General features: G+C 56.4%; 20 protein-coding genes and 1 pseudogene. 16 read left to right on the forward strand and 5 right to left on the reverse strand.

Annotated elements, in window-relative coordinates:
• Window positions 1–418 precede the first annotated feature (418 nt).
• From IAE48_RS19775 to ugpQ, 6 genes are all read left to right on the forward strand, one after another.
• A complete protein-coding gene (locus IAE48_RS19775) occupies window positions 419–574 on the forward strand; it encodes a type I toxin-antitoxin system Hok family toxin (RefSeq protein ID WP_023482078.1) in 156 nt (51 codons plus the stop codon).
• Window positions 575–856: 282 nt separating this feature from the next.
• Window positions 857–2,173, forward strand: a complete 1,317-nt coding sequence (gene ugpB / locus IAE48_RS19780) for a sn-glycerol-3-phosphate ABC transporter substrate-binding protein UgpB (RefSeq protein WP_200135356.1) — start codon at window positions 857–859, stop codon at window positions 2,171–2,173.
• A gap of 97 nt (window positions 2,174–2,270) precedes the next feature.
• Window positions 2,271–3,158, forward strand: coding sequence for a sn-glycerol-3-phosphate ABC transporter permease UgpA (gene ugpA / locus IAE48_RS19785; protein ID WP_094422415.1), 888 nt, complete (start codon window positions 2,271–2,273; stop codon window positions 3,156–3,158).
• On the forward strand, window positions 3,155–4,000 hold the full coding sequence (gene ugpE, locus IAE48_RS19790) for a sn-glycerol-3-phosphate ABC transporter permease UgpE (protein ID WP_200135357.1): 846 nt from the start codon (window positions 3,155–3,157) through the stop codon (window positions 3,998–4,000). The genes ugpA and ugpE overlap by 4 nt, the downstream gene beginning before the upstream one ends.
• Window position 4,001: 1 nt before the next feature.
• Window positions 4,002–5,075, forward strand: a complete 1,074-nt coding sequence (locus IAE48_RS19795; RefSeq protein WP_200135358.1) for a sn-glycerol-3-phosphate import ATP-binding protein UgpC — start codon at window positions 4,002–4,004, stop codon at window positions 5,073–5,075.
• On the forward strand, window positions 5,072–5,812 hold the full coding sequence (gene ugpQ / locus IAE48_RS19800; protein WP_200135359.1) for a glycerophosphodiester phosphodiesterase: 741 nt from the start codon (window positions 5,072–5,074) through the stop codon (window positions 5,810–5,812). The genes IAE48_RS19795 and ugpQ overlap by 4 nt, the downstream gene beginning before the upstream one ends.
• Window positions 5,813–5,943: 131 nt before the next feature.
• On the opposite strand, the pseudogene IAE48_RS24165 reads toward ugpQ, so the two are convergent.
• Window positions 5,944–6,366 (reverse strand): annotated as a pseudogene (locus IAE48_RS24165) (DUF2756 family protein); the annotation flags it as partial.
• A gap of 123 nt (window positions 6,367–6,489) precedes the next feature.
• Here IAE48_RS24165 and ggt point away from each other — a divergent pair.
• Window positions 6,490–8,250 carry a gamma-glutamyltransferase gene (ggt, locus tag IAE48_RS19810; protein WP_200135360.1) on the forward strand — a complete coding sequence of 587 codons (1,761 nt, stop codon included), beginning with the start codon at window positions 6,490–6,492 and terminating at the stop codon, window positions 8,248–8,250.
• A 35-nt stretch (window positions 8,251–8,285) separates the two neighbouring features.
• Here the strand turns inward: ggt and yhhY are convergent, their stop codons facing one another.
• Together yhhY and IAE48_RS19820 are read right to left on the reverse strand one after the other, a co-directional pair.
• Window positions 8,286–8,777, reverse strand: a complete 492-nt coding sequence (yhhY, locus tag IAE48_RS19815; protein WP_200135361.1) for an N-acetyltransferase — start codon at window positions 8,775–8,777, stop codon at window positions 8,286–8,288.
• 218 nt (window positions 8,778–8,995) lie between these two features.
• Window positions 8,996–9,604, reverse strand: coding sequence for a polymer-forming cytoskeletal protein (locus tag IAE48_RS19820; protein ID WP_200135362.1), 609 nt, complete (start codon window positions 9,602–9,604; stop codon window positions 8,996–8,998).
• 237 nt (window positions 9,605–9,841) lie between these two features.
• Here IAE48_RS19820 and IAE48_RS19825 point away from each other — a divergent pair, with 237 nt between their 5' ends.
• The 5 genes from IAE48_RS19825 to gntU all read left to right on the forward strand — a co-directional run bounded on the left by IAE48_RS19825 (window position 9,842) and on the right by gntU (window position 14,804).
• Window positions 9,842–10,879, forward strand: coding sequence for an oxidoreductase (locus tag IAE48_RS19825; protein WP_200135363.1), 1,038 nt, complete (start codon window positions 9,842–9,844; stop codon window positions 10,877–10,879).
• Window positions 10,880–11,001: 122 nt separating this feature from the next.
• On the forward strand, window positions 11,002–11,697 hold the full coding sequence (locus IAE48_RS19830; protein WP_023482050.1) for a pirin family protein: 696 nt from the start codon (window positions 11,002–11,004) through the stop codon (window positions 11,695–11,697).
• 104 nt (window positions 11,698–11,801) lie between these two features.
• Window positions 11,802–12,797: a gluconate operon transcriptional repressor GntR gene (gene gntR, locus IAE48_RS19835; protein WP_042712859.1), complete on the forward strand. Its 996-nt coding sequence runs from the start codon at window positions 11,802–11,804 to the stop codon at window positions 12,795–12,797.
• A gap of 136 nt (window positions 12,798–12,933) precedes the next feature.
• The gene (gene gntK, locus IAE48_RS19840) at window positions 12,934–13,467 is read left to right on the forward strand and encodes a gluconokinase (protein WP_054802636.1); all 534 of its coding nucleotides are present in this window, start codon (window positions 12,934–12,936) and stop codon (window positions 13,465–13,467) included.
• Complete coding sequence (gene gntU / locus IAE48_RS19845) at window positions 13,464–14,804, forward strand: gluconate transporter (RefSeq protein WP_094422401.1); 1,341 nt, start codon at window positions 13,464–13,466, stop codon at window positions 14,802–14,804. Before gntK ends, gntU begins: the two co-directional genes overlap by 4 nt.
• A gap of 51 nt (window positions 14,805–14,855) precedes the next feature.
• Here gntU and glpD read toward each other — a convergent pair whose 3' ends face one another.
• Window positions 14,856–16,361, reverse strand: a complete 1,506-nt coding sequence (glpD, locus tag IAE48_RS19850) for a glycerol-3-phosphate dehydrogenase (RefSeq protein WP_128481976.1) — start codon at window positions 16,359–16,361, stop codon at window positions 14,856–14,858.
• 188 nt (window positions 16,362–16,549) lie between these two features.
• Between glpD and glpE the strand changes: the two genes are divergently transcribed.
• Genes glpE through IAE48_RS19865 form a run of 3 tightly spaced genes read left to right on the forward strand, consistent with a single transcriptional unit; the run spans window position 16,550 to window position 18,544 of the window.
• Complete coding sequence (gene glpE, locus IAE48_RS19855) at window positions 16,550–16,879, forward strand: thiosulfate sulfurtransferase GlpE (protein WP_023482002.1); 330 nt, start codon at window positions 16,550–16,552, stop codon at window positions 16,877–16,879.
• A 58-nt stretch (window positions 16,880–16,937) separates the two neighbouring features.
• Window positions 16,938–17,768, forward strand: coding sequence for a rhomboid family intramembrane serine protease GlpG (gene glpG / locus IAE48_RS19860; protein WP_200135364.1), 831 nt, complete (start codon window positions 16,938–16,940; stop codon window positions 17,766–17,768).
• A gap of 17 nt (window positions 17,769–17,785) precedes the next feature.
• On the forward strand, window positions 17,786–18,544 hold the full coding sequence (locus tag IAE48_RS19865) for a DeoR/GlpR family transcriptional regulator (protein ID WP_200135391.1): 759 nt from the start codon (window positions 17,786–17,788) through the stop codon (window positions 18,542–18,544).
• A gap of 3 nt (window positions 18,545–18,547) precedes the next feature.
• Here IAE48_RS19865 and malT read toward each other — a convergent pair whose 3' ends face one another.
• A complete protein-coding gene (gene malT / locus IAE48_RS19870) occupies window positions 18,548–21,253 on the reverse strand; it encodes an HTH-type transcriptional regulator MalT (RefSeq protein ID WP_200135365.1) in 2,706 nt (901 codons plus the stop codon).
• Window positions 21,254–21,766: 513 nt separating this feature from the next.
• On the opposite strand from malT, the gene malP reads away from it, so the two are divergent.
• On the forward strand, window positions 21,767–24,160 hold the full coding sequence (gene malP, locus IAE48_RS19875) for a maltodextrin phosphorylase (RefSeq protein WP_200135366.1): 2,394 nt from the start codon (window positions 21,767–21,769) through the stop codon (window positions 24,158–24,160).
• Window positions 24,161–24,162 lie beyond the last annotated feature (2 nt).

The following is a 24,162-nucleotide window of genomic DNA, read 5'->3' on the forward strand; positions in this document are numbered from 1 at the left end:
GCAGAAAGATGAAAGCCCCGAGTCAATTTTTCAATTAACCCGAGGCTACACCGACGCTCAGACAACGTCAGCGTAGCCTCTTACCTGCTGAAAGGCAAGGAAGTGAAGCTGCGCAAATAAGGGCTTTCTGGTTCGCCGGGAAGCCCTTTTTTATTAGCGAAAACAGCAACATCAGCGATCGGGTTTAAATCTGAAAAATATATTTCAGCCATGAAGTATGGCGTATGGCCGGGATATGATGCGGGCGGCGCTTGAGGCTTTTTGCCTCATGGCTGTGCTTTAGGAAGTTATGCAGAAATGTTGTGAGGCAGAAAGATGAAAGCCCCGAGTCAATTTTTCAATTAACCCGAGGCTACACTAACGCTCAGACAACGTCAGCGTAGCCTCTTACCTGCTGAAAGGCAAGGAGTTATAGGCGATGAAAATCCCGCAAACTTTTATCTGCTGCGTGTTTATTCTCTGCTTCACGCTGTTGATATTCACCTATCTGACCCGCAAATCCCTGTGCGAGCTTCGCTACCGGGATAAGGAGAGAGAGGTGGCGGCTTTGATGGCTTACGAATCCGGTAAGTAGCGACCTGGGGCAGGGAGCAATCCCTGCCTTTCTGGTGCGATGATGTTGTTGCAGCGTTGCCTTCGAGCGCCGCTTAAAGGGCTTCCTGGTTCGCCGGGAAGCCCTTTGTCTGAACCGCCATTTTTCCTTCATCTTTCCATCACTTGCCCGACATCTGCCTGACGCCTGGCTGTCATGCTTTTGTAATTAAAAAGTTATTTTTCTGTCATTCGAGCGTGTCATGTTACCTCGCGAGCACAAAACGCGTGATATCGCGCATCCCGTATAACAAGAGAGAGCACAATGACGACGTTACGACATACAGCTTTGGGTCTGGCGCTGGGATTTGTTTTTGCTGGCAATGCCATGGCCGTAACCACTATCCCGTTCTGGCACTCCATGGAGGGCGAGTTAGGCAAAGAGGTCGACTCCCTGGCGCAACGTTTTAATGATACCCACCCCGACTACAAAATCGTTCCGGTCTATAAAGGCAACTACGAGCAGAACCTGAGCGCGGGCATTGCCGCCTTCCGCACCGGCAATGCGCCAGCGCTGCTGCAGGTTTACGAGGTTGGCACCGCAACGATGATGGCCTCTAAAGCGATCAAGCCGGTTTACGAGGTCTTTAAAGATGCGGATATCACCTTTGACGAAAGCCAGTTTGTGCCGACCGTTGCGGGTTACTACACCGATTCAAAAACCGACCATCTGCTCTCTCAACCGTTTAACAGCTCCACACCAGTGCTTTATTACAATAAAGATGCTTTCAAAAAAGCAGGTCTGAACCCGGATCAACCGCCAAAGACCTGGCAGGATCTGGCAGCCTACACCGCGAAGCTAAAAGCGGCGGGCATGAAGTGCGGTTACGCCAGCGGCTGGCAGGGCTGGATCCAGATCGAGAACTTTAGCGCCTGGCACGGTCTGCCGGTCGCCACTAAAAACAACGGTTTCGACGGTACCGATGCGGTACTGGAGTTCAACAAGCCGGAGCAGGTGAAACATATCGCCATGCTGGAAGAGCTGAATAAGAAGGGCGAATTCAGCTACTTCGGCCGTAAAGATGAATCCACCGAGAAGTTCTATAACGGCGACTGCGGCATCACCACCGCCTCATCCGGTTCGCTGGCGGATATTCGCCACTATGCGAAATTTAACTACGGTGTCGGCATGATGCCGTACGACGCCGACGTGAAGGGCGCGCCACAAAACGCCATTATCGGCGGTGCCAGCCTGTGGGTAATGAAGGGCAAAGATGACGCGACTTACAAAGGCGTGGCGCAGTTCCTCGACTTCCTGACCAAGCCGGAAATCGCTGCCGAGTGGCATCAGAAAACCGGTTATCTGCCTGTCACCAAGGCCGCGTACGAGCTGACGCGCCAGCAGGGTTTCTATGATAAAAACCCGGGGGCGGATATCGCCACGCGCCAGATGCTGAACAAGCCGCCGTTGGCCTTCACCAAAGGGCTGCGTCTGGGCAATATGCCGCAGATCCGCACCGTGCTTGATGAAGAGCTGGAGAGCGTGTGGACCGGTAAGAAGACCCCGCAACAGGCGCTGGACTCTGCGGTTGAGCGCGGTAACCAGTTGCTGCGCCGCTTCCAGCAGTCGACCAAGTCTTAATCAGTTAAGGGCCGGATAAGCGCAGCGCTTGTCCGGCCTGTAAATCGGTCAATCTATCGCGTCGCCGCCCCCCGGCATTTTCAAAAAGAGTCTTGCTATGTCCGCATCCCGTCCGGTGTTTCGTTCACGCTGGCTACCCTATCTGCTCGTCGCGCCGCAGCTGGCGATTACAGTGATTTTCTTTCTCTGGCCTGCGGGCGAAGCGCTGTGGTACTCCGTGCAGAGCGTCGATCCCTTTGGTCTCTCCAGTCAGTTTGTCGGGCTGGATAACTTTACCGCGCTGTTCCACGACAGCTACTACCTCGACGCCTTCTGGACGACGATCCGTTTTAGCGCGATGGTCACCTTCAGCGGCCTGTTTGTCTCGCTGTTCTTTGCCGCGCTGGTGGATAACGTGGTGCGCGGCAGCCGCATCTACCAGACGTTGATGCTGCTGCCCTATGCCGTGGCACCTGCCGTTGCCGCCGTATTGTGGATCTTTTTGTTCAATCCCGGACGCGGGTTGATTACACACTTCCTTGAGCAGTTCGGCTATGACTGGAACCATGCACAGAACAGTGGTCAGGCGATGTTTCTGGTGGTGTTTGCCTCGGTCTGGAAGCAGATCAGCTACAACTTCCTCTTCTTCTTCGCCGCGTTGCAGTCCATTCCCCGCTCGCTGGTGGAAGCCGCTGCCATTGATGGCGCAGGACCCATTCGCCGTTTCTTCAAGCTTTCACTGCCGCTGATCGCACCCGTGAGCTTCTTTCTGCTGGTGGTCAACCTCGTCTACGCCTTTTTCGATACGTTCCCGGTTATCGATGCGGCGACCGCCGGTGGCCCGGTGCAGGCGACCACTACGCTTATCTATAAGATTTACCGCGAAGGGTTTGCCGGGCTGGATCTCTCCACCTCTGCGGCGCAGTCGGTGATCCTGATGGTGCTGGTGATTGTGCTGACGGTGGTGCAGTTCCGTTATGTCGAAAGTAAGGTGCGCTACCAATGATTGAGAATCGCCCAGGGCTGACGCTGTTCAGCCATATCATGCTTATCTTAGGCGTTGCGGTGGTGCTGTTTCCGCTCTACGTCGCGTTTGTCACTGCCACGCTTGATAACAACGCGGTGTACGACACGCCGATGACGCTGATCCCCGGCGGCCATCTGTGGGAGAACCTGCGCGCGATTTGGATTAACGGCGTCGGTCCCCACAGCGCGCCCTTCTGGCTGATGCTGACTAACAGTTTCATCATGGCGCTGGTGATAACCGTAGGGAAAATCTCAGTTTCGATCCTCTCGGCCTTCGCCATCGTCTGGTTTCGTTTTCCGCTGCGAAACCTCTTCTTCTGGATGATCTTCAGTACCTTGATGCTGCCAGTAGAGGTGCGCATCTTCCCGACGGTGGAAGTGATCGCCAATCTTAAGATGCTCGACAGCTATACCGGCCTCACCTTGCCACTGATGGCCTCTGCTACCGCGACTTTTCTCTTCCGTCAGTTCTTTATGACGCTGCCGGATGAACTAATCGAAGCCGCGCGCATTGATGGTGCCTCGCCGATGCGCTTTTTCCGCGACATTGTGCTGCCGCTGTCGCGCACCAATCTTGCGGCGCTGTTCGTCATCACCTTTATCTACGGCTGGAACCAGTATCTATGGCCGTTGTTGATCATCAGCGACGTCAACCTTGGCACCGCCGTGGCGGGCGTTAAAGGGATGATGTCGAGCGGCGAAGGCACGACGCAGTGGAACCAGGTGATGGCCGCGATGCTGCTGACGCTGATCCCCCCGGTTGTTATCGTTTTAACCATGCAGCGCGCCTTTGTGCGCGGTCTGGTCGACAGTGAGAAATAAGATGTCATCTCTAAAATTACAGGCAGTGACAAAAAGTTGGGACGGCGGTAAAACCCAGGTGATTGAACCGCTGACGCTGGATGTGGCCGACGGCGAATTTATTGTCATGGTTGGCCCGTCGGGCTGCGGAAAGTCGACGCTGCTGCGCATGGTTGCCGGGCTGGAGCGCGTCTCCGGCGGCGATATCTGGATTGACCGCCAGCGCGTGACGGAGAAGGAGCCGAAAGATCGCGGTATCGCGATGGTGTTCCAGAACTATGCCCTCTATCCGCACATGAGCGTGGAGGAGAACATGGCCTGGGGACTGAAAATCCGCGGTATGGGCAAAGCGCATATTGCCGGACGCGTGGCGGAAGCGGCGCGTATTCTGGAGCTTGAAGGCCTGCTGAAGCGTCGACCACGTGAGCTTTCGGGCGGTCAGCGCCAGCGCGTGGCGATGGGCCGCGCGATTGTGCGCGATCCGGCGGTTTTCCTGTTTGATGAGCCGCTCTCCAACCTTGATGCCAAGCTGCGCGTGCAGATGCGCCTTGAGTTGCAGCATCTGCACCGACGCCTTAACACTACCTCGCTCTATGTCACCCACGATCAGGTGGAAGCGATGACGCTGGCGCAGCGCGTGATGGTGATGAACAAAGGCGTCGCCGAGCAGATCGGTACGCCGGTTGAGGTGTATGAAAAGCCCGCCAGCCGCTTTGTCGCGAGCTTTATCGGCAGCCCGGCGATGAATTTACTCGATGGGCACATCAGCCAGACCGGCACTCACTTTGAGCTGGCAAGCGGCATGGCATTGCCGATTAACTGGCACTATCGCGGCTATGCCGGGCGGAAAATGACGCTGGGTATCCGCCCGGAACATATTGCGTTAAGCTCACAAGCCGCAGGCGGCGTACCGCTGGTGATGGATACGCTGGAGATGCTCGGCGCGGATAATCTGGCCCATGGCCGCTGGGGTGAGCAGAAACTGGTGGCGCGTCTGTCGCATCAGGAGCGCCCCGCACCCGGCAGCACGCTGTGGCTGCATCTGGCGGAACATCACCTGCACTTATTCGATGGTGAAACAGGACAACGCGTATGAATAACTGGCCCTATCCCCGCATCGTCGCCCATCGCGGCGGTGGAAAACTGGCTCCGGAAAACACCCTGGCAGCGATCGATGTCGGCGCCAGATATGGCCACACAATGATCGAATTTGACGCCAAATTATCAAAAGATGGGCAGATCTTCCTGCTGCATGATGACAACCTGGAGCGCACCAGCAATGGCTGGGGCGTGGCGGGCGAGCTGGCGTGGAGCGATCTGCTGAAAGTTGATGCCGGGAGCTGGTACAGCGGCGAGTTTAAAGGCGAGACGTTGCCATTGCTGTCGGAGGTGGCGCAGCGCTGCCAGCAGCATGGCATGATGGCGAATATTGAAATCAAACCGACGACCGGAACCGGCCCGCTGACGGGCAAAGCCGTTGCGTTTGCTGCCCGCGAGTTATGGTCAGAGATGACCCCGCCGCTGCTCTCGTCGTTTGAGAACGACGCGCTGGAGGCGGCGCAACAGGCTGCACCGGAACTGCCGCGCGGTCTGCTGCTGGATGCCTGGCGCGATGACTGGCAGGAAGTGACCGATCGCCTGGCCTGCACCTCTATTCATCTCAACCACAAATTGCTTGATGAAGCGCGCGTTCGCATGCTGCGCGACGCCGGTCTGCGCATTTTGGTTTATACGGTGAATCAACCGGCGCGTGCGGCCGAGTTGCTGGCGTGGGGCGTCGATTGCATCTGTACGGATAATATTGACGCTATCGGGCCCCACTTTGGCGCTTAAGGCGTAGTGGTTTGCGGTGTGCTGTGCAGCATGCCGCCACTTTGCGTTTGGGTCTGCGGCAGCATATGCGGCTGCTGCAGGGTCGAACCACTGGCGCTGTTTTGCGGATGAAGCATCCCGCCGCCGTTACTGCTTCCCTGGTTTAGCATTTCGCCACCGTTACTGCCGCTCTGGCTTAACGCTCCTGCGTCGTTACTACCCGGCTGGCTGAGCATCCCGCCACCGCTACTGCTGCCCTGGCTTAACATCCCGCCGTTGCTGTTGGGGAGCACTTGCTGGTGGGCGGGGTCGAGCTCCCCCGGCTGAGCCTGCCTTATTCGCTGTGAGTTATCGTTCATCTGCATTTGCAGGTTCTGTTGCTGCTGGCGGCTCTGCGTCTGCTGCTGCTGTTTCAGTAATCCTTGCTGCTGCTGTTGCTGATTGAGCATTTGCGTCTGCATACGCTGCTGGCTTGGCACGACATATCCCGGTTGATTCGGGTTATTTGTCGGGTTAAGCGGCTGTGCGAAAGCGGTAAACGGCAGCAGTGCTGCCACAATCACAAGGCGTTTCATTCTCATCTCCTCCCGTTGAGGCCTGCCCCTAAGTTTAGTCGCATTCCTGCATGACCATGATTTTTTGCGTATTGTGAACCAGACTTAAGCGGGAACTGTAGCCCTTCTTTGTGGAGAACGACGATGATCAAACAGCAGTTTGCGCGTTGGGCGGCAATCGCCGCGCTGACGGCGGGAGCATGTTTCAGTGTCGGCGCTGCGCCGCCGCCTGCTCAGGCACCCGCGCCAGCCCCCGTTTCGTATGGGGTAGAAGCCGATGTCTTTCATCCGGTAGTAGCCCATCAGGGGATGGTGGCTTCGGTGGATGAGGCCGCGACCCGCGTGGGTGTGGAGATCCTCAAAGAGGGCGGTAATGCGGTCGATGCGGCGGTCGCGGTAGGTTATGCGCTGGCGGTGACCCATCCGCAGGCGGGCAACCTCGGCGGTGGCGGGTTTATGATGATCCGCACCAAAGAGGGCAAGGTCACGGCGATCGATTTCCGCGAAATGGCGCCCGCAGCCGCTACGCGCGATATGTTCCTTGATGAACAGGGCAACCCGGACAGCAAAAAATCCCTGACCTCCCATCTCGCTTCCGGTACGCCCGGCACGGTCGCCGGCTTCTCGCTGGCGCTGGAGAAGTACGGCTCGCTGCCGCTGAAAAAGGTGGTGCAGCCTGCCATCAAACTGGCGAAGCAGGGCTTCACGGTTAACGATGCGCTGGCGGACGATCTCAAAACCTACGGCAGTGAAGTGCTGCCGAACCACGACACCAGCAAGGCGATCTTCTGGAAAGAGGGCCAGCCGCTGAAGAAGGGCGACAAGCTGGTGCAAGCCAACCTCGCGAAGAGCCTTGAGCTGATTGCTGAAAAGGGGCCGGATGGTTTCTATAAAGGCACAACGGCAGAGCAGATCGCCCAGGAGATGAGCAAAAACGGCGGGCTGATTACCAAAGAGGATCTGGCAAATTATAAAGCCGTTGAGCGTACGCCGGTGAGCGGCGACTACCGCGGTTATCAGGTCTACTCCATGCCGCCGCCATCCTCTGGCGGGATCCATATCATTCAGATCCTCAACATCCTGGAGAATTTCGACCTGGCGAAATATGGCTTCGGCAGCGCCGATGCGATGCAGGTAATGGCGGAAGCGGAAAAATATGCCTACGCCGACCGCTCTGAATACCTCGGCGACCCCGATTTTGTCAAAGTGCCGTGGCAGGCGCTAACCAGCAAAGCGTACGCCAAATCGATTGCTGAACAGATTGATGTCAATAAAGCGCGCCCCTCCAGCCAGATCCGCCCTGGCAAGCTGGAACCTTATGAGAGTAACCAGACCACACACTTCTCGGTGGTGGATAAAGAGGGGAATGCCGTTGCGGTGACCTATACGCTGAATACCGTGTTTGGCAGCGGCATTGTGGCCGGTAATACCGGTATTCTGATGAACAACGAGATGGATGACTTCTCCGCCAAACCGGGCGTGCCAAATGTTTATGGCCTGGTGGGCGGCGATGCGAATGCTATCGGGCCCGGCAAGCGTCCGCTCTCATCCATGTCGCCAACTATTGTGTTGAAAGATGGTAAAACCTGGCTGGTCACCGGTAGCCCTGGCGGCAGCCGCATTATCACTACCGTGCTGCAAATGGTAGTGAACACCATCGATTATGGAATGAACGTTGCCGAAGCGACCAATGCGCCACGGTTCCATCATCAGTGGTTGCCGGACGAACTGCGCGTAGAGAAGGGCTTCAGCCCTGACACCCTGAAACTGCTGGAGCAGAAGGGGCAGAAAGTTGCGGTGAAAGCCTCAATGGGCAGTACGCAGAGCATTATGGTTGGGCCGGATGGCACGCTGTATGGTGCGTCCGATCCGCGTTCAGTAGATGATTTAACCGCAGGATATTAAAGAAATTTCCCTCTCCCGACCGGGAGAGGGATCTTTTAGCCCTTCATTCGCGCCATATAGTACGAATCGACATACTCGCCGTTACGCAGCGCATGACGCTTCGCCGTGCCTTCCACTTCAAAACCAAACTTACGGTAGACCGCCAGCGCGGGTGCGTTATCGGCGAAAACCGACAACTCAATGCGGTCGATGCGCAGCCAGTTATCGCACAATTGCACCATCTCGTTGATTAACGTGCTGGCGACGCCGCGGTTTTGAAACTGCGGCGCAACCATAATGCCAAAGCTGGCGACGTGGCTGCGACGCGGGTTCTGCTCGACCATTAAACCGAGATGGCCCGCTATCCGCTCATCAAGCGTGGCAATCAGATCCCGGCGGCCCGGCTGCGGCGTCAGGCGTTTATGCCAGTGGTCGGAAGAGGGATGAGGTAGCTGGAGTAGGTTTTGATACACCTCGGGCTGCGCGTAAATCTGTCGTAACGGTTCGACATCGTGCATTTCAGCGTGGCGTATCACTATCTCGCTCATCCTGCTTCTCCTGTTGGTTGGGTTCGCTTTCACATTCCGGTCTTTCAGGCGAAGCGTCAACTGCCATTTTTTGTCACAGGGGGTAGACAAGTGCGAATGATAATGATTATTATTGCCATGCGTTCAGGGAAACCGTACGGTAATCCTGAAAGCACGACATTGCTCACATTGCTTCCAGTATTTCTTAGCCAGCCGGGTGCTGGCTTTTTTTTTACCTGCTATTCAGCGGCTCGCTTCTTCTCTTTCTCAACGCTTAATTTTGCGATCGGCGCAGTGAGTTTTGCCTGGCCTGAGAAGGTGCCGCCTTTCTTGATGGTCAACGCGCTGTAGGTCAGCGTGCCGTTGATGTTGCCATTCTCTTCGATATTCAGCGTTTCGCTGCTGCACTCGCCGTTCACCGTGCCATCAATAAACAGCTCGCGACAGGAGAGGTTACCTTCAACCACGCCGTTGCGCATGATGCGGATAATGTTGTCTTTTGCTTCGATATTGCCGGTAAGCGTGCCGTAAATATGCACTTGCCCGTTCGAGGTAATGTTGCCGACAAAGTTGGTGCCGCTGGCAACAACCGTGTTCTGCTTCTCATCGCGCAGCGCCTCTTTTTCGTTAATCAGTGAGGCTGCAATCGGTTGTAGTGGGGGCGTTTTTGGGGTTTTCTCTTTACCAAACATAGCGTTAACCTGATGTTGTACAAAGTGTAAGAAGAAGCCGAGAAGCGTTAGCGATGCCGCAACCAGTGCCCAGAGCCGTGCGTCAATGCACCAGCTCCCCAGCGCGAAGGCCCAAAAAGCAAGAGCGAGATTTAAATACCAGTAGTGCTTATCCATGCTGTATTGCGCGCAACTCCCTGCGTGGTGGGTGCTTCTGACTTATGAAAGGGGCAAAAGGATATTGCCGCGTGTTTTATGCGGGAATTAGGGGTGGCGATCAAGAGCGCGGAAGAAAAATCGGAATTTATAAATGGCTTAAAAACATAACAATAATCGATAAATAGAAGCTTCTGGTTTTAGCTCTCGCCGCGCCTGGTCTAAGGTAAAGAGAGATATTCTGCAAAGGACGACACGATGACTCTACATTGCGCATTTATTGGATTTGGTAAAAGCACCACCCGTTATCACCTGCCTTATGTTCTCAACCGTAAAGCCAGCTGGCACGTGGCGCACATCTTCCGCCGCCATCCGAAGCCAGAGGAGCAACATCCCGACTATCAGCACATCCACTTCACCAGCGATCTGGACGAAGTGCTTAACGATCCGCAGGTCAAACTGGTGATCGTCTGTACCCATGCTGATAGCCATTTCGACTATGCAAAACGCGCGCTGGAAGCGGGTAAAAACGTGCTGGTCGAGAAGCCTTTCACGCCGACCATGGCTGAAGCGATCACGCTATTTGAGCTGGCGAAAAGCAAAGGCCTGACGGTGACGCCGTATCAGAATCGCCGTTTCGACTCCTGCTTCCTCACCACCAAAAAGGTGATTGAGAGCGGCAAACTGGGTGAAATCGTCGAGATCGAAAGTCATTTTGACTACTACCGCCCACAAGCGGAAAGCAAGCCGGGTCTGCCGCAGGATGGCTCGTTTTATGGCCTCGGCGTGCACACCATGGATCAGATTATCTCGCTGTTTGGCCGCCCGGATCATGCCGCGTACGACATTCGCAGCCTGCGCAATAAAGCCAATCCTGACGATACGTTTGAAACACAACTCTTCTATGGCGATCTGAAAGCGATTGTGAAAACCAGCCATCTGGTCAAAATCGATTACCCGAAATTTATCGTCCATGGTCGTAAAGGCTCATTCGTTAAATATGGCGTCGATCAGCAGGAGACCAGCCTGAAGGCGAATATCATGCCGGGCGATACGGGCTTTGCCGCAGATGACAGCGTGGGCATTCTGGAGTATGTCAACGAGGCGGGCGAAACGGTGCGTGAAGAGATTACGCCCGAGCCTGGCGACTACGGGCGCGTCTACGATACGCTCTATGAAACGCTGACGAACGGCGCGGAAAATTACGTCAAGGAAACTGACGTTCTTACCAACCTTGAGCTGCTGGAACGCGCGTTTGAGCAGGCATCACCTGCCACGATAACCCTCGCCAAATAAGGCTGAATGGCTCCTCTGCGCTTGTTCACTTTTTTTGAACAGAGGAGTCAATTTTCACCCTCTATGATTGGGCAATGATTGCGTCCACACTTACCTCATCGAAAACAGACGGGGTAAACAAGATGATTTTCTTACGCAAAGCAAATGACCGCGGACACGCTAACCATGGCTGGCTGGACTCCTGGCACACCTTCTCGTTTGCTAACTATTACGATCCGAACTTCATGGGTTTTTCAGCGCTGCGCGTGATTAACGATGATGTTATCGATGCGGGGCAGGGCTTCGGGACCCATCCGCATAAAGATATGGAAATCCTGACTTATGTACTGGAAGGTGCGGTAGAGCATCAGGACAGCATGGGTAACAAAGAGCAGGTTCCGGCGGGCGAATTCCAGATCATGAGCGCCGGTACCGGGGTACGCCACTCTGAATACAACCCGAGCAAAACCGATCGTCTGCGCCTGTATCAAATCTGGATCATTCCGGAAACTAACGGTATCGAGCCGCGCTACGAGCAGCGCCGCTTTGACGCTACGCAGGGCAAACAGCTGGTGCTTTCGCCGGATGCGCGCGACGGTTCGCTGAAAGTGCATCAGGATATGGAGCTTTACCGCTGGGCGCTGCTGAAAGATGAGCAGTCTGTACATCAGATCGCCGCCGAACGCCGCGTCTGGATCCAGGTCGTGAAAGGTGAAGTCACCATTAATGGCACCAAAGCGACCACCAGTGATGGCCTCGCTATCTGGGATGAGCAGGCGATCTCAGTACATGCCGACAGCGATAGCGAAATCCTGCTCTTCGATCTGCCGCCGGTGTGATGTGGCGTAAATAAATCGCGCAATCCTGGGGTTTTTGACCGCAGGATTGCGCATTGTCCGTGATAAACTGCGCACCCCTCTCTTTTGCGTAAATTATCAGGGCGATGAAAAAGAAAAGACCCGTACTACAGGATGTGGCCGATCGCGTAGGCGTGACCAAAATGACGGTCAGCCGTTTTTTGCGTAACCCGGAACAGGTTTCCGTCGCTTTACGGGGCAAAATCGCCGCTGTCCTTGATGAACTGGGTTATATCCCCAACCGCGCACCCGATATTCTCTCCAACGCCACCAGCCGCGCCATTGGCGTGCTTCTCCCCTCTTTGACGAACCAGGTATTCGCTGAAGTGCTTCGCGGCATTGAAAGCGTCACCGATGCGCACGGTTATCAAACCATGCTGGCGCACTATGGCTACAAAGCGGAAATGGAGGAGGAGCGGCTGGAGTCGATGCTCTCCTGGAACATCGATGGACTGATCCTCACCGAACGCACCCACACGCCGCGCACGTTGAAAATGATCGAAGTGGCGGGCATTCCGGTTGTGGAATTGATGGACAGCAAATCTCCCTGCCTCGATATCGCCGTTGGCTTTGATAATTTCGAGGCTGCCCGGCAAATTACCGCCGCCATTCTTGCGCGCGGCCATCGTCGCGTTGCCTATCTCGGTGCACGTCTGGATGAACGTACTATCATCAAACAGAAGGGGTACGAGCAGGCGATGCTGGATGCGGGGCTGACGCCGTACAGTGTGATGGTGGAACAATCCTCCTCTTATACCGCCGGCATTGAGTTAATGCGCCAGGCGCGCCGCGAGTATCCGCAGCTTGATGGGATTTTCTGTACTAACGATGACCTTGCCGTCGGCGCCGCGTTTGAGTGCCAGCGTCTGGGGCTGAAGATCCCACAAGATATGGCGATTGCCGGGTTCCACGGGCATGACATTGGTCAGGTGATGGAGCCGCGTCTGGCAAGCGTGCTGACGCCGCGTGAGCGCATGGGGCGCATTGGTGCGGAACGGCTGCTGGCGCGTATCCGTGGTGAAGCAGTTACGCCAAAGATGTTAGATTTAGGTTTCACTTTGTCACCGGGTGGATCTATTTAGTCTGACAAATTTGAAGTAGCTCACACTTATTTATCTCTGACCGCTGTGGATATTGCTTCTCTGGGATCGCGGCAGGACAATGTTACCGATAACAGTTACCCGTAACAATCACTCTTGCACCCGTGGGGGCTACCCTTTGAGCACAACAAACCTTGATCACCATGTTTTCGTTCTGATGGGCGTTTCAGGCAGCGGCAAATCAGCGGTTGCCAGCGAAGTCGCGTATCAGCTTAAAGCCGCGTTTCTCGACGGCGACTTTCTCCATCCGCGGAGCAACATCAACAAGATGGCCTCCGGCGAGCCGCTGAATGATGACGACCGCAAACCGTGGTTGCAGGCGCTGAACGACGCTGCCTTCGCTATGCAGCGCACCAACAAAGTGTCGCTGATCGTCTGCTCGGCGCTGAAAAAGCACTACCGCGACCAGCTGCGCGCCGGTAATCCTAACCTCTCCTTTATCTACCTGAAGGGCGAATTCGATGTTATCGAAAGCCGCCTGAAAGCGCGTAAAGGCCACTTCTTCAAAACGCAGATGCTGGTCACCCAGTTCGAAACGCTGCAGGAGCCGGGCGAAGATGAACGCGATGTGCTGGTGGTGAACATTGACCAACCGCTTGATGGCGTGGTCGCCAGCACCATTGAAGTGATAACCAAAGGCCGTGAGCAGTGAGTACATTAACGCTGGTATTAACCGCAGTCGGTTCTGTTTTACTGCTGCTGTTTTTAGTGATGAAAGCGCGAATGCACGCTTTCGTTGCGCTGATGGTGGTGTCGATTGGTGCCGGGCTCTTCTCCGGTATGCCGCTAACGAAAATCGCGCAGACCATGGAAAAGGGGATGGGCGGTACGCTCGGGTTCCTCGCCATTGTGGTAGCACTAGGCGCGATGTTCGGCAAAATCCTGCATGAGACCGGTGCGGTGGACCAAATCGCCGTCAAAATGCTTAACTCCTTCGGGCACAGCCGCGCGCACTATGCGATTGGCCTCGCCGGGCTGATTTGCGCCCTGCCGCTCTTCTTCGAAGTGGCGATTGTCCTGCTGATAAGCGTTGCCTTCTCGATGGCGCGCCACACCGGCACCAACCTGGTCAAACTGGTTATCCCGTTGTTCGCAGGCGTTGCGGCAGCGGCGGCATTTCTGCTGCCGGGGCCTGCGCCGATGCTGCTCGCCTCGCAGATGCATGCAGATTTTGGCTGGATGATCCTGATTGGCCTCTGCGCTGCGATCCCGGGCATGCTGGTCGCCGGGCCGCTGTGGGGCAACTTTATTAGCCGCCACGTTGAATTGCATATTCCGGACGATGTTAGCGAGCCGCATCTCGGCGAAGGCAAAATGCCGTCGTTTGGCTTCAGCCTCGCGCTGATCCTGCTGCCGCTGGTGCTGGTGGGAATGAAAACCATCGCTGCGCGCTTCGTGGCTGAAGGCAGCACGCTCTATCAGTGGATGGAGTTTATCGGTCACCCCTTTACCGCCATTCTGGTTGCCTGCCTGGTAGCGATTTACGGTCTGGCAGTACGTCAGGGGATGGAAAAAGATCGGGTGATGGAGATTTGCGGCCAGGCGCTACAGCCAGCGGGGATTATTCTGCTGGTAATTGGTGCTGGCGGCGTCTTCAAACAGGTGCTGGTGGACTCCGGCGTTGGCCCGGCGCTCGGTGAAGCGTTAACCGGCATGGGCTTACCTATCGCCTTGACCTGCTTTGTGCTGGCGGCGGCGGTGCGCATTATCCAGGGTTCCGCGACAGTCGCCTGTCTGACCGCGGTTGGTCTGGTAATGCCGGTTATTGAACAGCTGCACTTCAACGGCGCGCAGATGGCGGCACTCTCCATCTGTATCGCGGGTGGTTCGATTGTGGTGAGCCATGTGAATGATGCCGGTTTCTGGCTCTATGGTCGCTTTACCGGCGCGACAGAAGCGCAAACCCTGAAGACCTGGACGATGATGGAAACCATCCTCGGCACCACCGGTGCGATTATCGGGATGATCGCCTTTACGCTGCTGAGCTAAAGGCAAAAGAAAACCCGGTGGTTTCAGGCCACCGGGTTTTTATCTTAACGCTTAAGAAGCTAAAGAGAGTTCCGCTTTGTTATTGCGCGTTAGCCACTGAGCCACACGCGCCTGCTCCTCTTCACTCAGCCACATGCCAAGTTTCGTACGACGCCAGATGGCATCGTCGAGGCGACGCACCCACTCATGCTCCACCAGGTAACGCAGTTCGGCTTCATACAGTTCATGACCGAAGTGCTCGCCCATGCCATCCAGGCTGGTGATACCCGACAGAATCAGTTCACTGTTGCTACCGTAGGTACGGGCATAATGGCGCGCCAGCGATTCGCTAATGAACGGGTATTTACGGCGCAGTTTCGCTGCGTAATCCTCGCGATCGCCGTTGATATCGCCGCCGGGCAGAACGCACTCTTTGGTCCACGCCGGGCCGATGCCTTTGTAGTACGGCGTCAGTTTTTCCAGCGCATGCTCCGCCAGCTTACGATAGGTGGTGAGTTTCCCGCCGAAGACAGAGAGCAGAGGCGCTTTGCCGTTCTCGTCATGAATATCGAGCGTGTAATCACGGGTGATCGCCTGCGGTGAATCGGATTCGTCATCGCAGAGCGGGCGCACGCCGGAGTAGGTCCAGGCAATATCCTCACGCGTCAGCTGTTTCTTAAAGTGATCGTTGTAGACATTGAGCAGGTAATTGATCTCGTCTTCGTCGATCTTCACGTTTTTCGGGTCGCCGTGGTACTCAACGTCGGTGGTACCGATAATGGAGAACTCATCCATCCACGGGATCACAAAGACAATACGTTTATCTTCGTTTTGCAGGATGTAGGCCTGCTTCTGCGCATGGGCGCGCGGCACCACAATGTGGCTGCCCTTGATCAGGCGAATGCCGTATGGCGAAGGCAGTTTCATGCCGTCATCGAAGAACTCTTTCACCCACGGGCCGGTGGCATTCACCAGACCGCGTGCTTTCCAGCTAAATTTTTCGCCGGTATCGATATCTTCCGCTTCCACCACCCACAGGCCGTTTTCACGACGCGCGCTGGTGGCACGGGTGCGGGTCATTACTTTCCCGCCTTTACGCTCAACCATCTGCGCATTCGCCAGCACCATGCGCGCATCATCAACCCAGCAGTCGGAATATTCGAATCCGCGCACGATTTCCGGTTTCAGCACCGATTCTGAGCCAAATCGCAACCCTTTCGACGCCGGCAGGCTGGTGCGTTTACCCAGGTGATCGTACATAAACAGACCAATGCGAATCATCCAAGCCGGGCGCAGGTGAGGGCGGTGCGGCAGGCGGAAACGCATCGGGAAGGCGATATGCGGTGCCATTTTCAGCAGCACTTCACGTTCGGCAAGCGCTTCGCTCACCAGGCGGAATTCGTAGTGTTCAAGGTAGCGCAGGCCACCGTGAATCAATTTAGAGCTGTTGCTGGAGGTCGCGCAGGCGAGATCCTGAGCCTCAAGCATGAGCACGGATAAACCACGCCCTGCGGCGTCAACCGCGATACCGGCACCGTTAATGCCCCCGCCTATCACAATCAGATCTTTGGTTTCCATGCTATCCTCACGCACTTTCGTAAAAGCTCAAAAATGTTCGATATCGCTCATAATAGCAAAGGAACGCGCTTTTGGTAACATCAAAAAAACAATTTAGAGTGATATGCATAACATAATGGCGCATCACCGGGGTCACGACGTACACTTGTCGCAGCCTAGCCATAATTCGTGTCAATAAAGAGAACGCCATGGATCAGTTTGAATGTATTAATGTCGAAGAGACCCACCAGAAATTGCAGCAGCAGCAGGCCGTGCTGGTCGATATCCGCGATCCGCAGAGTTTCGCGATGGGCCATACGCCGGGCGCGTTTCACCTCACCAACGACACGCTGGGCGCGTTTATGCGCGACAACGATTTCGATACGCCGGTGATGGTGATGTGCTATCACGGCAACAGCAGTAAAGGTGCCGCGCAGTATCTGTTGCAGCAGGGCTTTGAAGAGGTCTACAGCGTCGATGGTGGTTTCGATGCATGGCATCGCCACTTCCCGGCAGAAGTCGAGCACGGCACGCTTTAGGCGAAGCGCGACTCTCCGCTATACTGTCTCTCTTTGTATGGACTAAGCGACGCCCGTCATGTTGATGATTACCTCTTTTGCTAACCCCCGCGTCGCCCAGGCGTTTGTCGACTATATGCAGACTCAGGGCGTTATCCTGACGATCCAGCACCATGAGCAGACCGACATCTGGCTGGCGGACGAAAGCCAGGCCGAACGCGTGCGCACAGAGCTGGCGCGCTTTCTGGAAAACCCCGCCGATCCGCGCTATCTGGCGGCAAGCTGGCAATCCGGCCAGACCGACAGCGGTTTGCACTACCGCCGTTTCCCTCTTTCCGCCGCCCTGCGCGAGCGCGGCGGACCGCTAACCATCGCTATCTCCGTGCTCTGCATTATCGTCTTCCTGCTGATGAACGTGATGGGCGATGAAGTGGTGATGGCGTGGCTCGCCTGGCCGTGGGATGAGAGCCTGCGCTTTGAAGCATGGCGCTATTTCACCCACGCGATCATGCACTTTTCGCTGCTGCACATCCTCTTTAACCTCTTCTGGTGGTGGTATCTTGGCGGCGCGGTGGAGAAGCGGCTCGGCAGCGGCAAGCTGGTAGTGATCACGCTGATTAGCGCGCTGTTGAGCGGTTTTGTGCAGCACCAGCTTACCGGCCCCTGGTTCGGCGGTCTCTCCGGCGTGGTCTACGCGCTGATCGGTTATGTCTGGCTGCGCGGCATACGCGACCCGCAACCGAAGGTAGCGCTGCCGAACGGCCTGTTTATCTTTACGGTGTTACTGATGGTGGCGGAATGGTTCGGCTTAACCGGCTTCGCCATTGCCAGCGGCGCGCATACGGCAGGGATTGTTATTGGCCTGGCGATGGCGCTGGTGGACTCGCAGAATGTGCGAAAACGAACATAATTATCCAGGGACACATGATGAAACAGACACAGCGTCACGACGCGATTATCGAGCTGGTTAAACAACAGGGATATGTCAGCACCGAAGAGCTGGTCGAACAGTTCTCCGTCAGCCCGCAGACCATTCGCCGCGATCTGAACGATCTGGCCGATCAGAACAAAATCTTGCGTCACCACGGCGGTGCGGCGCTGCCTTCCAGCTCTGAAAACACCTCGTGGCACGACCGGAAAACGACGCTGGCGGCGGAAAAAGAGCGTATTGCCCGCCGCGTGGCCGAGCAGATCCCCAATGGCGCGACGCTGTTTATCGATATCGGCACCACGCCGGAAGCGGTCGCCCATGCGCTGCTCGACCACAGCGAACTGCGGGTGGTCACCAACAACCTTAACGTCGCTAATACCTTAATGAAGAAGTCAGATTTCCGCGTCATTCTGGCGGGCGGCGAACTGCGCAGCCGCGACGGCGGTATCGTCGGCGAAGCGACCCTCGATTTTATCTCCCAGTTCCGCCTCGATTTCGGCATCCTGGGCATCAGCGGCATCGATGCAGACGGCTCGCTGCTGGAGTTTGACTACCATGAAGTGCGCACCAAGCGCGCGATCATTGAGAACTCGCGCCATGTGATGCTGGTGGTGGATCACTCGAAGTTTGGCCGTAATGCGATGGTCAATATGGGCAGCATCAGCCTTGTCGATGCGGTCTACACCGATGTGATGCCGCCCTCAGGCGTGATGCAGGTGATCAGCCACAACAATGTGCAACTGGAACTCTGCTAGCCGTTATACCCCATAACCCATGATTTTCAGCAGCCGCTGGGCGTGCTGCACCGCATCCTGACGGTGGGCGACGCCCAGCTTCTGATAGAGGTTGCGGATATGGGTTTTGATGGTCGTCGCGGCGACAGCCAGTTCGCTGGCGATCTGCTCGTTGCTGTACCCCGAATAGATAAGCCCCAGCACCTGCCATTCACGCTGGGTCAGCGGGCTGGTGCGGATCAGCTCCGGTACTTCCGGGTGCGTCAGTAAGCGCTCGACAAAGCTCTCATCAAAGTGGGCGAACTTATGCCGGTGATGCTGATTGATTTCGCGCAGAATGCGCTGGGCGCGGTGCTGATCCAGCTCCGGCAGCGTGTTGAGCTGAATGAGCTGGCGCAGCTGTTGCGCCATCGGTTCACCCTCAATCACAAAGTGGCTGATAAACCCGGTGCGGTTGGCGAGTTGCAACGCTTCAAGCAGCACGCGCTGGGCATCGTTTTTGCGCCCGGCGTGCCAGTAAAGCTGGTTGAGCAGCAGCAGGTTGCGGTTGATATCGCTCATCAGGCGCAGTCTGCGCGCGTTTTCGTTTAACTCCTCAAGCACCATCTCCGCCGGGTCAAAATCCCCCAGCAGGATCTGCGCGCGGGCAATGTTGCGCCACTGGCTTTGCAGGAAGTGGTTATTGGCAAAGGCCGGTTTCGGCGTCTGGCGCAGCCACTGCGCGGCGGCGTTTTTGTCCCCGGTCATTTGCCAGTAGATCATTCGCACTTTATCGGCGTTCGATACCCAGTCGCTGTGATACTGACCGTTGCCGAGCAGGTTCTCCAGCCGGTGCAGATGGCTGCGGGCGTTATCCAGATCGCCACGTGCCAGCGAGACCTGCACAATCAGCGCCAGGCACTGCAACTGCTGCTGCGGTTGCAGCGCAGAGAGCACCTCCATGCCCTGACGCGCGGCGGCTTCCGCTTCGTCGAGCCGCGCCCACGCCCACAGAAGCTGGGCGCGAATGCGGAGTAAAAATTCATGCATCGGCAGCTGTTCAAGATGCTGCTCGCGGATAAGCGTGAAAGCTTTCTCCTGCATCTCCCACGCGGCCTGCAAAAAGCCCTGCGCAAAGAGGATTTCGCTCTGCTGGATCAGGCTCCACAGCGCGTAATGCCAGACATCGTGACGGCGCGCCATCTGCTCGGTTTGCTGCATCACCGCCAGCGAATTGGCCAGCTCGCCTTTGCAGTGCAGCACTTCGCCATGCACCGACGTGGCGACAATCCGGCTGTAGTAGTTAGCCAGCGGCAGTTCATCGAGCGCCACCATTGCCAGCCGTTCCGCTTCTACCGGATCGCCATCGTTAATCGCCACCTGGGCGCGCAGGGCGTTGAAATCGCCATGCAGCGAGGCATCCATCTGGGTCGTCATCTCCTGCTCGGCGCGTGCCAGCAGGGTGTTCACTTCGCTGTAGCGATGCTGACTTTGCATCAGCCACGCCTGCAGCAGCACCAGCCGCGGGTTCTCCAGCAGGCTCTCCCACGGCAGGGCTTTCAGCGACTCCTCCAGCAGGCTCAGCTCACTGTGGTTAAACAACCCCCACGCGTGATTGAGCAGGATATCGCGCAGCATCACGCCGTCGCCCGCCGCCAGCGCGTGGTGGATCGCTTCGCTCGGGAAGCCTTGCGCCATCCAGCTCTCGGCTGCCGCGCGGTGAATATTGGGTAGCTCCGTCGCCAGCTCCCACTGGCAGCGCTGGCGCAGGAAATTGCCGAACAGCGGGTGGTAGCTAAACCATTCGCCGGAGTCATCCATGCGCTGTAAAAAAAGCCCCTGACGCTCAATCTCCTCCAGCCGCATCTGCCCGTTCTCTTCGCCGGTGACGCGCACAATCAGCGCATCGTTCATTGAGCGTAGCAGAGCGCTTTTAAGCAGAAACTGGCGGGTGGCGGGATCGACATTATCGAGCACCTCATCGACCAGATAATCGGAGAGATGACTGGCGTTAATGCCTGCGAGGCGGCGCGCGGAGTGGTGCGGTGCGCTGTGGTTTTGCCGGGCGGAGAGGGCGATCAGCTGGAGCGCCGTGGCCCAGCCGGCGACATCATCACACAGCCGGCTGCTCTCAGCCGCTTCGATCGGCGCATTCAGGCGGCAGTCAAAAAACTGCTTTGCCTCCTGGTGGGTGAAGGCCAGCTGTTGGCTACCCACTTCGAGCAGCTGTTCGCGCACGCGCAGGTTGGCAATCCCCAACTGCGGCAGGTTACGCGAGAGCACAATCAGGGTCAGGTTTTCCGGCTGATGACGCAGGAAGAAACGCATCGCATCGTGGATCACCGGGTTGGTAATCAGATGGTAATCATCAATCACCAGGTAGAGCGGGCGCTGCCATTCGGTCAGTTCAACAAACAGCTGTGAGAAGAGTGAAGGCAGGCTGGCGTACTGGCGTTTTTGCGCCATCACTTCGCTGCTGGCGCAATGCCCGCCGGTCGCTTGCTGCACTGCGGCGATAAAGTAGCTGGCGAAGCGCTCCTGCTGATTATCTCCCTCATCGAGCGAGAACCAGCCGACATCGCTTTTCCCCGCCGCCCATTGCGATACGAGGGTAGTCTTGCCGTAGCCCGCAGGGCTGGTTACCAGCGCAAGCCGATAATTGTTGGCGCCGGAAAGTTTCGCCAGCAGACGTTCGCGCACCACCGTATGGTCGAGACGAACCGGGCGACTTAATTTGGACGGAATCAACATAGTTATCACTTCACTGTGAGGGAGAACTGAGATGCGATTTTTTTTGTGCTTCGTAATTAATCTCAATACGTTCGGACAGATGAGGAAATATTGCAAGTTATGTCCGGATCTGACGATTGTGAATTTGCACTATGTCACAGTTCCATTTAGGTGCCGAATAAATTCAGCTCAGGCAGGGCGGGCAGCAGCGTAAAAACGGGCAAATTTCCGCAGAAAAATAGGCCATATTAATAGGTCGCGTAAAAGCAACGCGCAATTAGCGAAACGGTAACCTCGCCGCGCATAAAATATTATTTCGCCGCGTTCTCTGCGCGCGTAAAACAATTTATTACCGAAACGGCATTTCATTATCGGCTCACCGTGCGATAAAAATTTTAGGTGGCGGCGATCACACTTTTTTGCTCATCCCCGCTACTCCTCCCTGTCTAATCCCCGCCAGGATGAGGACGTGATTCCCGTAGATCTGCACACTAGCGCTAATGTCGATTATCTTCACACAGGACCCGGATTTTTATGACAAAGCCAACGTTTGATAAAGCGCAATTTGAAGCGGCCCTGACGCGCCAGTGGCAGCGTTTTGGGGTTCACTCTGCAACGGAAATGACAACTCGCCAGTGGTGGCATGCGGTGAGCGGCGCGCTGGCGGAACTGTTGGCGGCGCAACCTGCGCCAAAAGCGGCGAAGGAGCAGCGCCACGTTAACTACATCTCGATGGAGTTTTTGATCGGTCGCCTGACGGGCAACAACCTGCTTAACCTCGGCTGGTATGAGGCGGTCGGCGACGTATTACAGGCGCACGATATCCAGCTGACCGATCTGCTGGAAGAGGAGATCGATCCGGCGCTCGGTAACGGCGGCCTGGGGCGTCTGGCGGCCTGTTTCCTCGACTCAATGGCGACCGTTGGTCAGCCCGCCACCGGGTATGGCCTGAACTACCAGTACGGGCTATTTCGCCAGTCCTTTGTCGACGGTCAGCAACATGAAGCGCCGGACGACTGGCACCGCCGCAGCTACCCATGGTTCCGCCACAACGAACAGCTGGATGTGCAGGTCAACATTGGCGGCAAAGTGAGTAAAGAGGGGCAGTGGCAACCGGCCTTTACCCTCGTGGGCGAAGCCTGGGATCTGCCGGTGATTGGCTACCGCAACGGCATTACCCAGCCGCTGCGTCTGTGGCAGGCAACTCACGCGCATCCGTTTAACCTCACCAAATTCAACGACGGCGACTTCCTGCGCGCGGAGCAAACGGGTATCGACGCTGAAAAGCTCACTAAAGTGCTCTACCCGAACGACAACCATCAGGCCGGTAAGAAGCTGCGTCTGATGCAGCAATATTTCCAGTGCGCCTGCTCGGTAGCAGATATTCTGCGCCGCCATCACCTGGCCGGACGCAAGCTGGCGCAACTGCCGGATTACGAAGTGATCCAACTGAATGATACCCACCCAACCATCGCCATTCCTGAACTGCTGCGCGTGCTGCTTGATGAGCATCAGCTGAGCTGGGATGACGCCTGGGCGATCACCAGCCGTACTTTTGCTTACACCAACCATACGCTGATGCCGGAAGCGCTGGAGCGCTGGGATGAGTCGCTGGTGAAAGCGCTGCTGCCACGCCATATGCAGATCATCAAACGCATCAATGAGCGCTTTAAAGCGCAGGTTGAGCAGACCTGGCCGGGTAATAAAGCGGTGTGGGCAAAACTGGCGGTGGTGCATGACAAACAGGTGCGCATGGCCAACCTCTGCGTGGTCGGCGGCTTTGCCGTTAACGGCGTGGCGGCGCTGCACTCGGATCTGGTGGTGAAAGATCTCTTCCCGGAATACCACCAGCTGTGGCCGGGCAAATTCCATAACGTCACCAACGGCATTACGCCGCGCCGCTGGATCAAGCAGTGCAACCCGCTGCTGGCCGCGCTGCTTGATAAGACGCTGAAAAAAGAGTGGGCCAACGATCTCGATCAGTTGATCAATCTTGAGAAGTACGCCGACGATGCGACGTTTCGCCAGCACTATCGCGATATCAAGCGGCAAAACAAAGTGCGGCTGGCGGAATTTGTCAAAGCGCGCACCGGTATTGTGATCAACCCTGAAGCGATTTTCGATATCCAGATCAAGCGCTTGCATGAGTACAAACGCCAGCACCTTGGCCTGCTGCATATCATTGCGCTCTATAAGGAGATCCGCGAAAACCCGCAGGCGAACCGCGTGCCGCGCGTCTTCCTGTTTGGTGCAAAAGCGGCGCCGGGTTACTACCTGGCGAAGAATATCATCTACGCTATCAACAAAGTGGCAGACGTAATTAACAACGATGCGTCGATTGGCGACCAGCTGAAAGTGGTGTTCCTGCCGGATTATTGCGTCTCGGCGGCGGAAAAACTGATCCCGGCGGCGGATGTCTCCGAGCAGATCTCAACCGCGGGCAAAGAGGCTTCCGGTACCGGCAACATGAAGCTGGCGCTCAACGGCGCATTAACGGTCGGCACACTGGATGGCGCTAACGTTGAAATTGCTGAGCAGGTGGGCGAAGAGAATATCTTTATCTTCGGTCACACCGTTGAGCAGGTGAAGGCGTTAAAAGCGAAAGGTTACGACCCGGTCAAGTGGCGTAAAAAAGATAAGCTGCTGGATGCGGTGCTGAAAGAGCTGGAGAGCGGGAAATATAGCGGCGGCGATAAGCACGCCTTCGACCAGATGCTGCACAGCATCGGCAAACAGGGCGGCGATCCCTACCTGGTGATGGCGGATTTCGCCGCCTATGTCGAGGCGCAAAAGCAGGTTGATGTGCTCTATCGCGACCAGGAGGCCTGGACGCGTGCGGCGATCCTCAATACCGCGCGCTGCGGCATGTTTAGCTCTGACCGCTCGATCCGCGATTACCAGACCCGCATCTGGCAGGCAAAACGTTAAGG

The organism is Kosakonia sp. S57, assembly GCF_016516575.1.
GTDB classification, from domain to species: domain Bacteria; phylum Pseudomonadota; class Gammaproteobacteria; order Enterobacterales; family Enterobacteriaceae; genus Kosakonia; species Kosakonia cowanii.

Bases quoted from the DNA above. Each gene is read 5' to 3' on its own strand.
- malT (WP_200135365.1), bottom strand. From the start codon at position 21,253: ATGTTGATTCCGTCCAAATTAAGTCGCCCGGTTCGTCTCGACCATACG.
- IAE48_RS19795 (WP_200135358.1), top strand. From the start codon at position 4,002: ATGTCATCTCTAAAATTACAGGCAGTGACAAAAAGTTGGGACGGCGGT.
- IAE48_RS19825 (WP_200135363.1), top strand. From the start codon at position 9,842: ATGACTCTACATTGCGCATTTATTGGATTTGGTAAAAGCACCACCCGT.
- ugpE (WP_200135357.1), top strand. From the start codon at position 3,155: ATGATTGAGAATCGCCCAGGGCTGACGCTGTTCAGCCATATCATGCTT.
- IAE48_RS19820 (WP_200135362.1), bottom strand. From the start codon at position 9,604: ATGGATAAGCACTACTGGTATTTAAATCTCGCTCTTGCTTTTTGGGCC.
- ugpB (WP_200135356.1), top strand. From the start codon at position 857: ATGACGACGTTACGACATACAGCTTTGGGTCTGGCGCTGGGATTTGTT.
- yhhY (WP_200135361.1), bottom strand. From the start codon at position 8,777: ATGAGCGAGATAGTGATACGCCACGCTGAAATGCACGATGTCGAACCG.
- gntR (WP_042712859.1), top strand. From the start codon at position 11,802: ATGAAAAAGAAAAGACCCGTACTACAGGATGTGGCCGATCGCGTAGGC.
- glpG (WP_200135364.1), top strand. From the start codon at position 16,938: ATGTTGATGATTACCTCTTTTGCTAACCCCCGCGTCGCCCAGGCGTTT.
- ugpA (WP_094422415.1), top strand. From the start codon at position 2,271: ATGTCCGCATCCCGTCCGGTGTTTCGTTCACGCTGGCTACCCTATCTG.
- IAE48_RS19830 (WP_023482050.1), top strand. From the start codon at position 11,002: ATGATTTTCTTACGCAAAGCAAATGACCGCGGACACGCTAACCATGGC.
- glpD (WP_128481976.1), bottom strand. From the start codon at position 16,361: ATGGAAACCAAAGATCTGATTGTGATAGGCGGGGGCATTAACGGTGCC.
- glpE (WP_023482002.1), top strand. From the start codon at position 16,550: ATGGATCAGTTTGAATGTATTAATGTCGAAGAGACCCACCAGAAATTG.
- IAE48_RS19865 (WP_200135391.1), top strand. From the start codon at position 17,786: ATGAAACAGACACAGCGTCACGACGCGATTATCGAGCTGGTTAAACAA.
- ggt (WP_200135360.1), top strand. From the start codon at position 6,490: ATGATCAAACAGCAGTTTGCGCGTTGGGCGGCAATCGCCGCGCTGACG.
- IAE48_RS19775 (WP_023482078.1), top strand. From the start codon at position 419: ATGAAAATCCCGCAAACTTTTATCTGCTGCGTGTTTATTCTCTGCTTC.
- malP (WP_200135366.1), top strand. From the start codon at position 21,767: ATGACAAAGCCAACGTTTGATAAAGCGCAATTTGAAGCGGCCCTGACG.
- ugpQ (WP_200135359.1), top strand. From the start codon at position 5,072: ATGAATAACTGGCCCTATCCCCGCATCGTCGCCCATCGCGGCGGTGGA.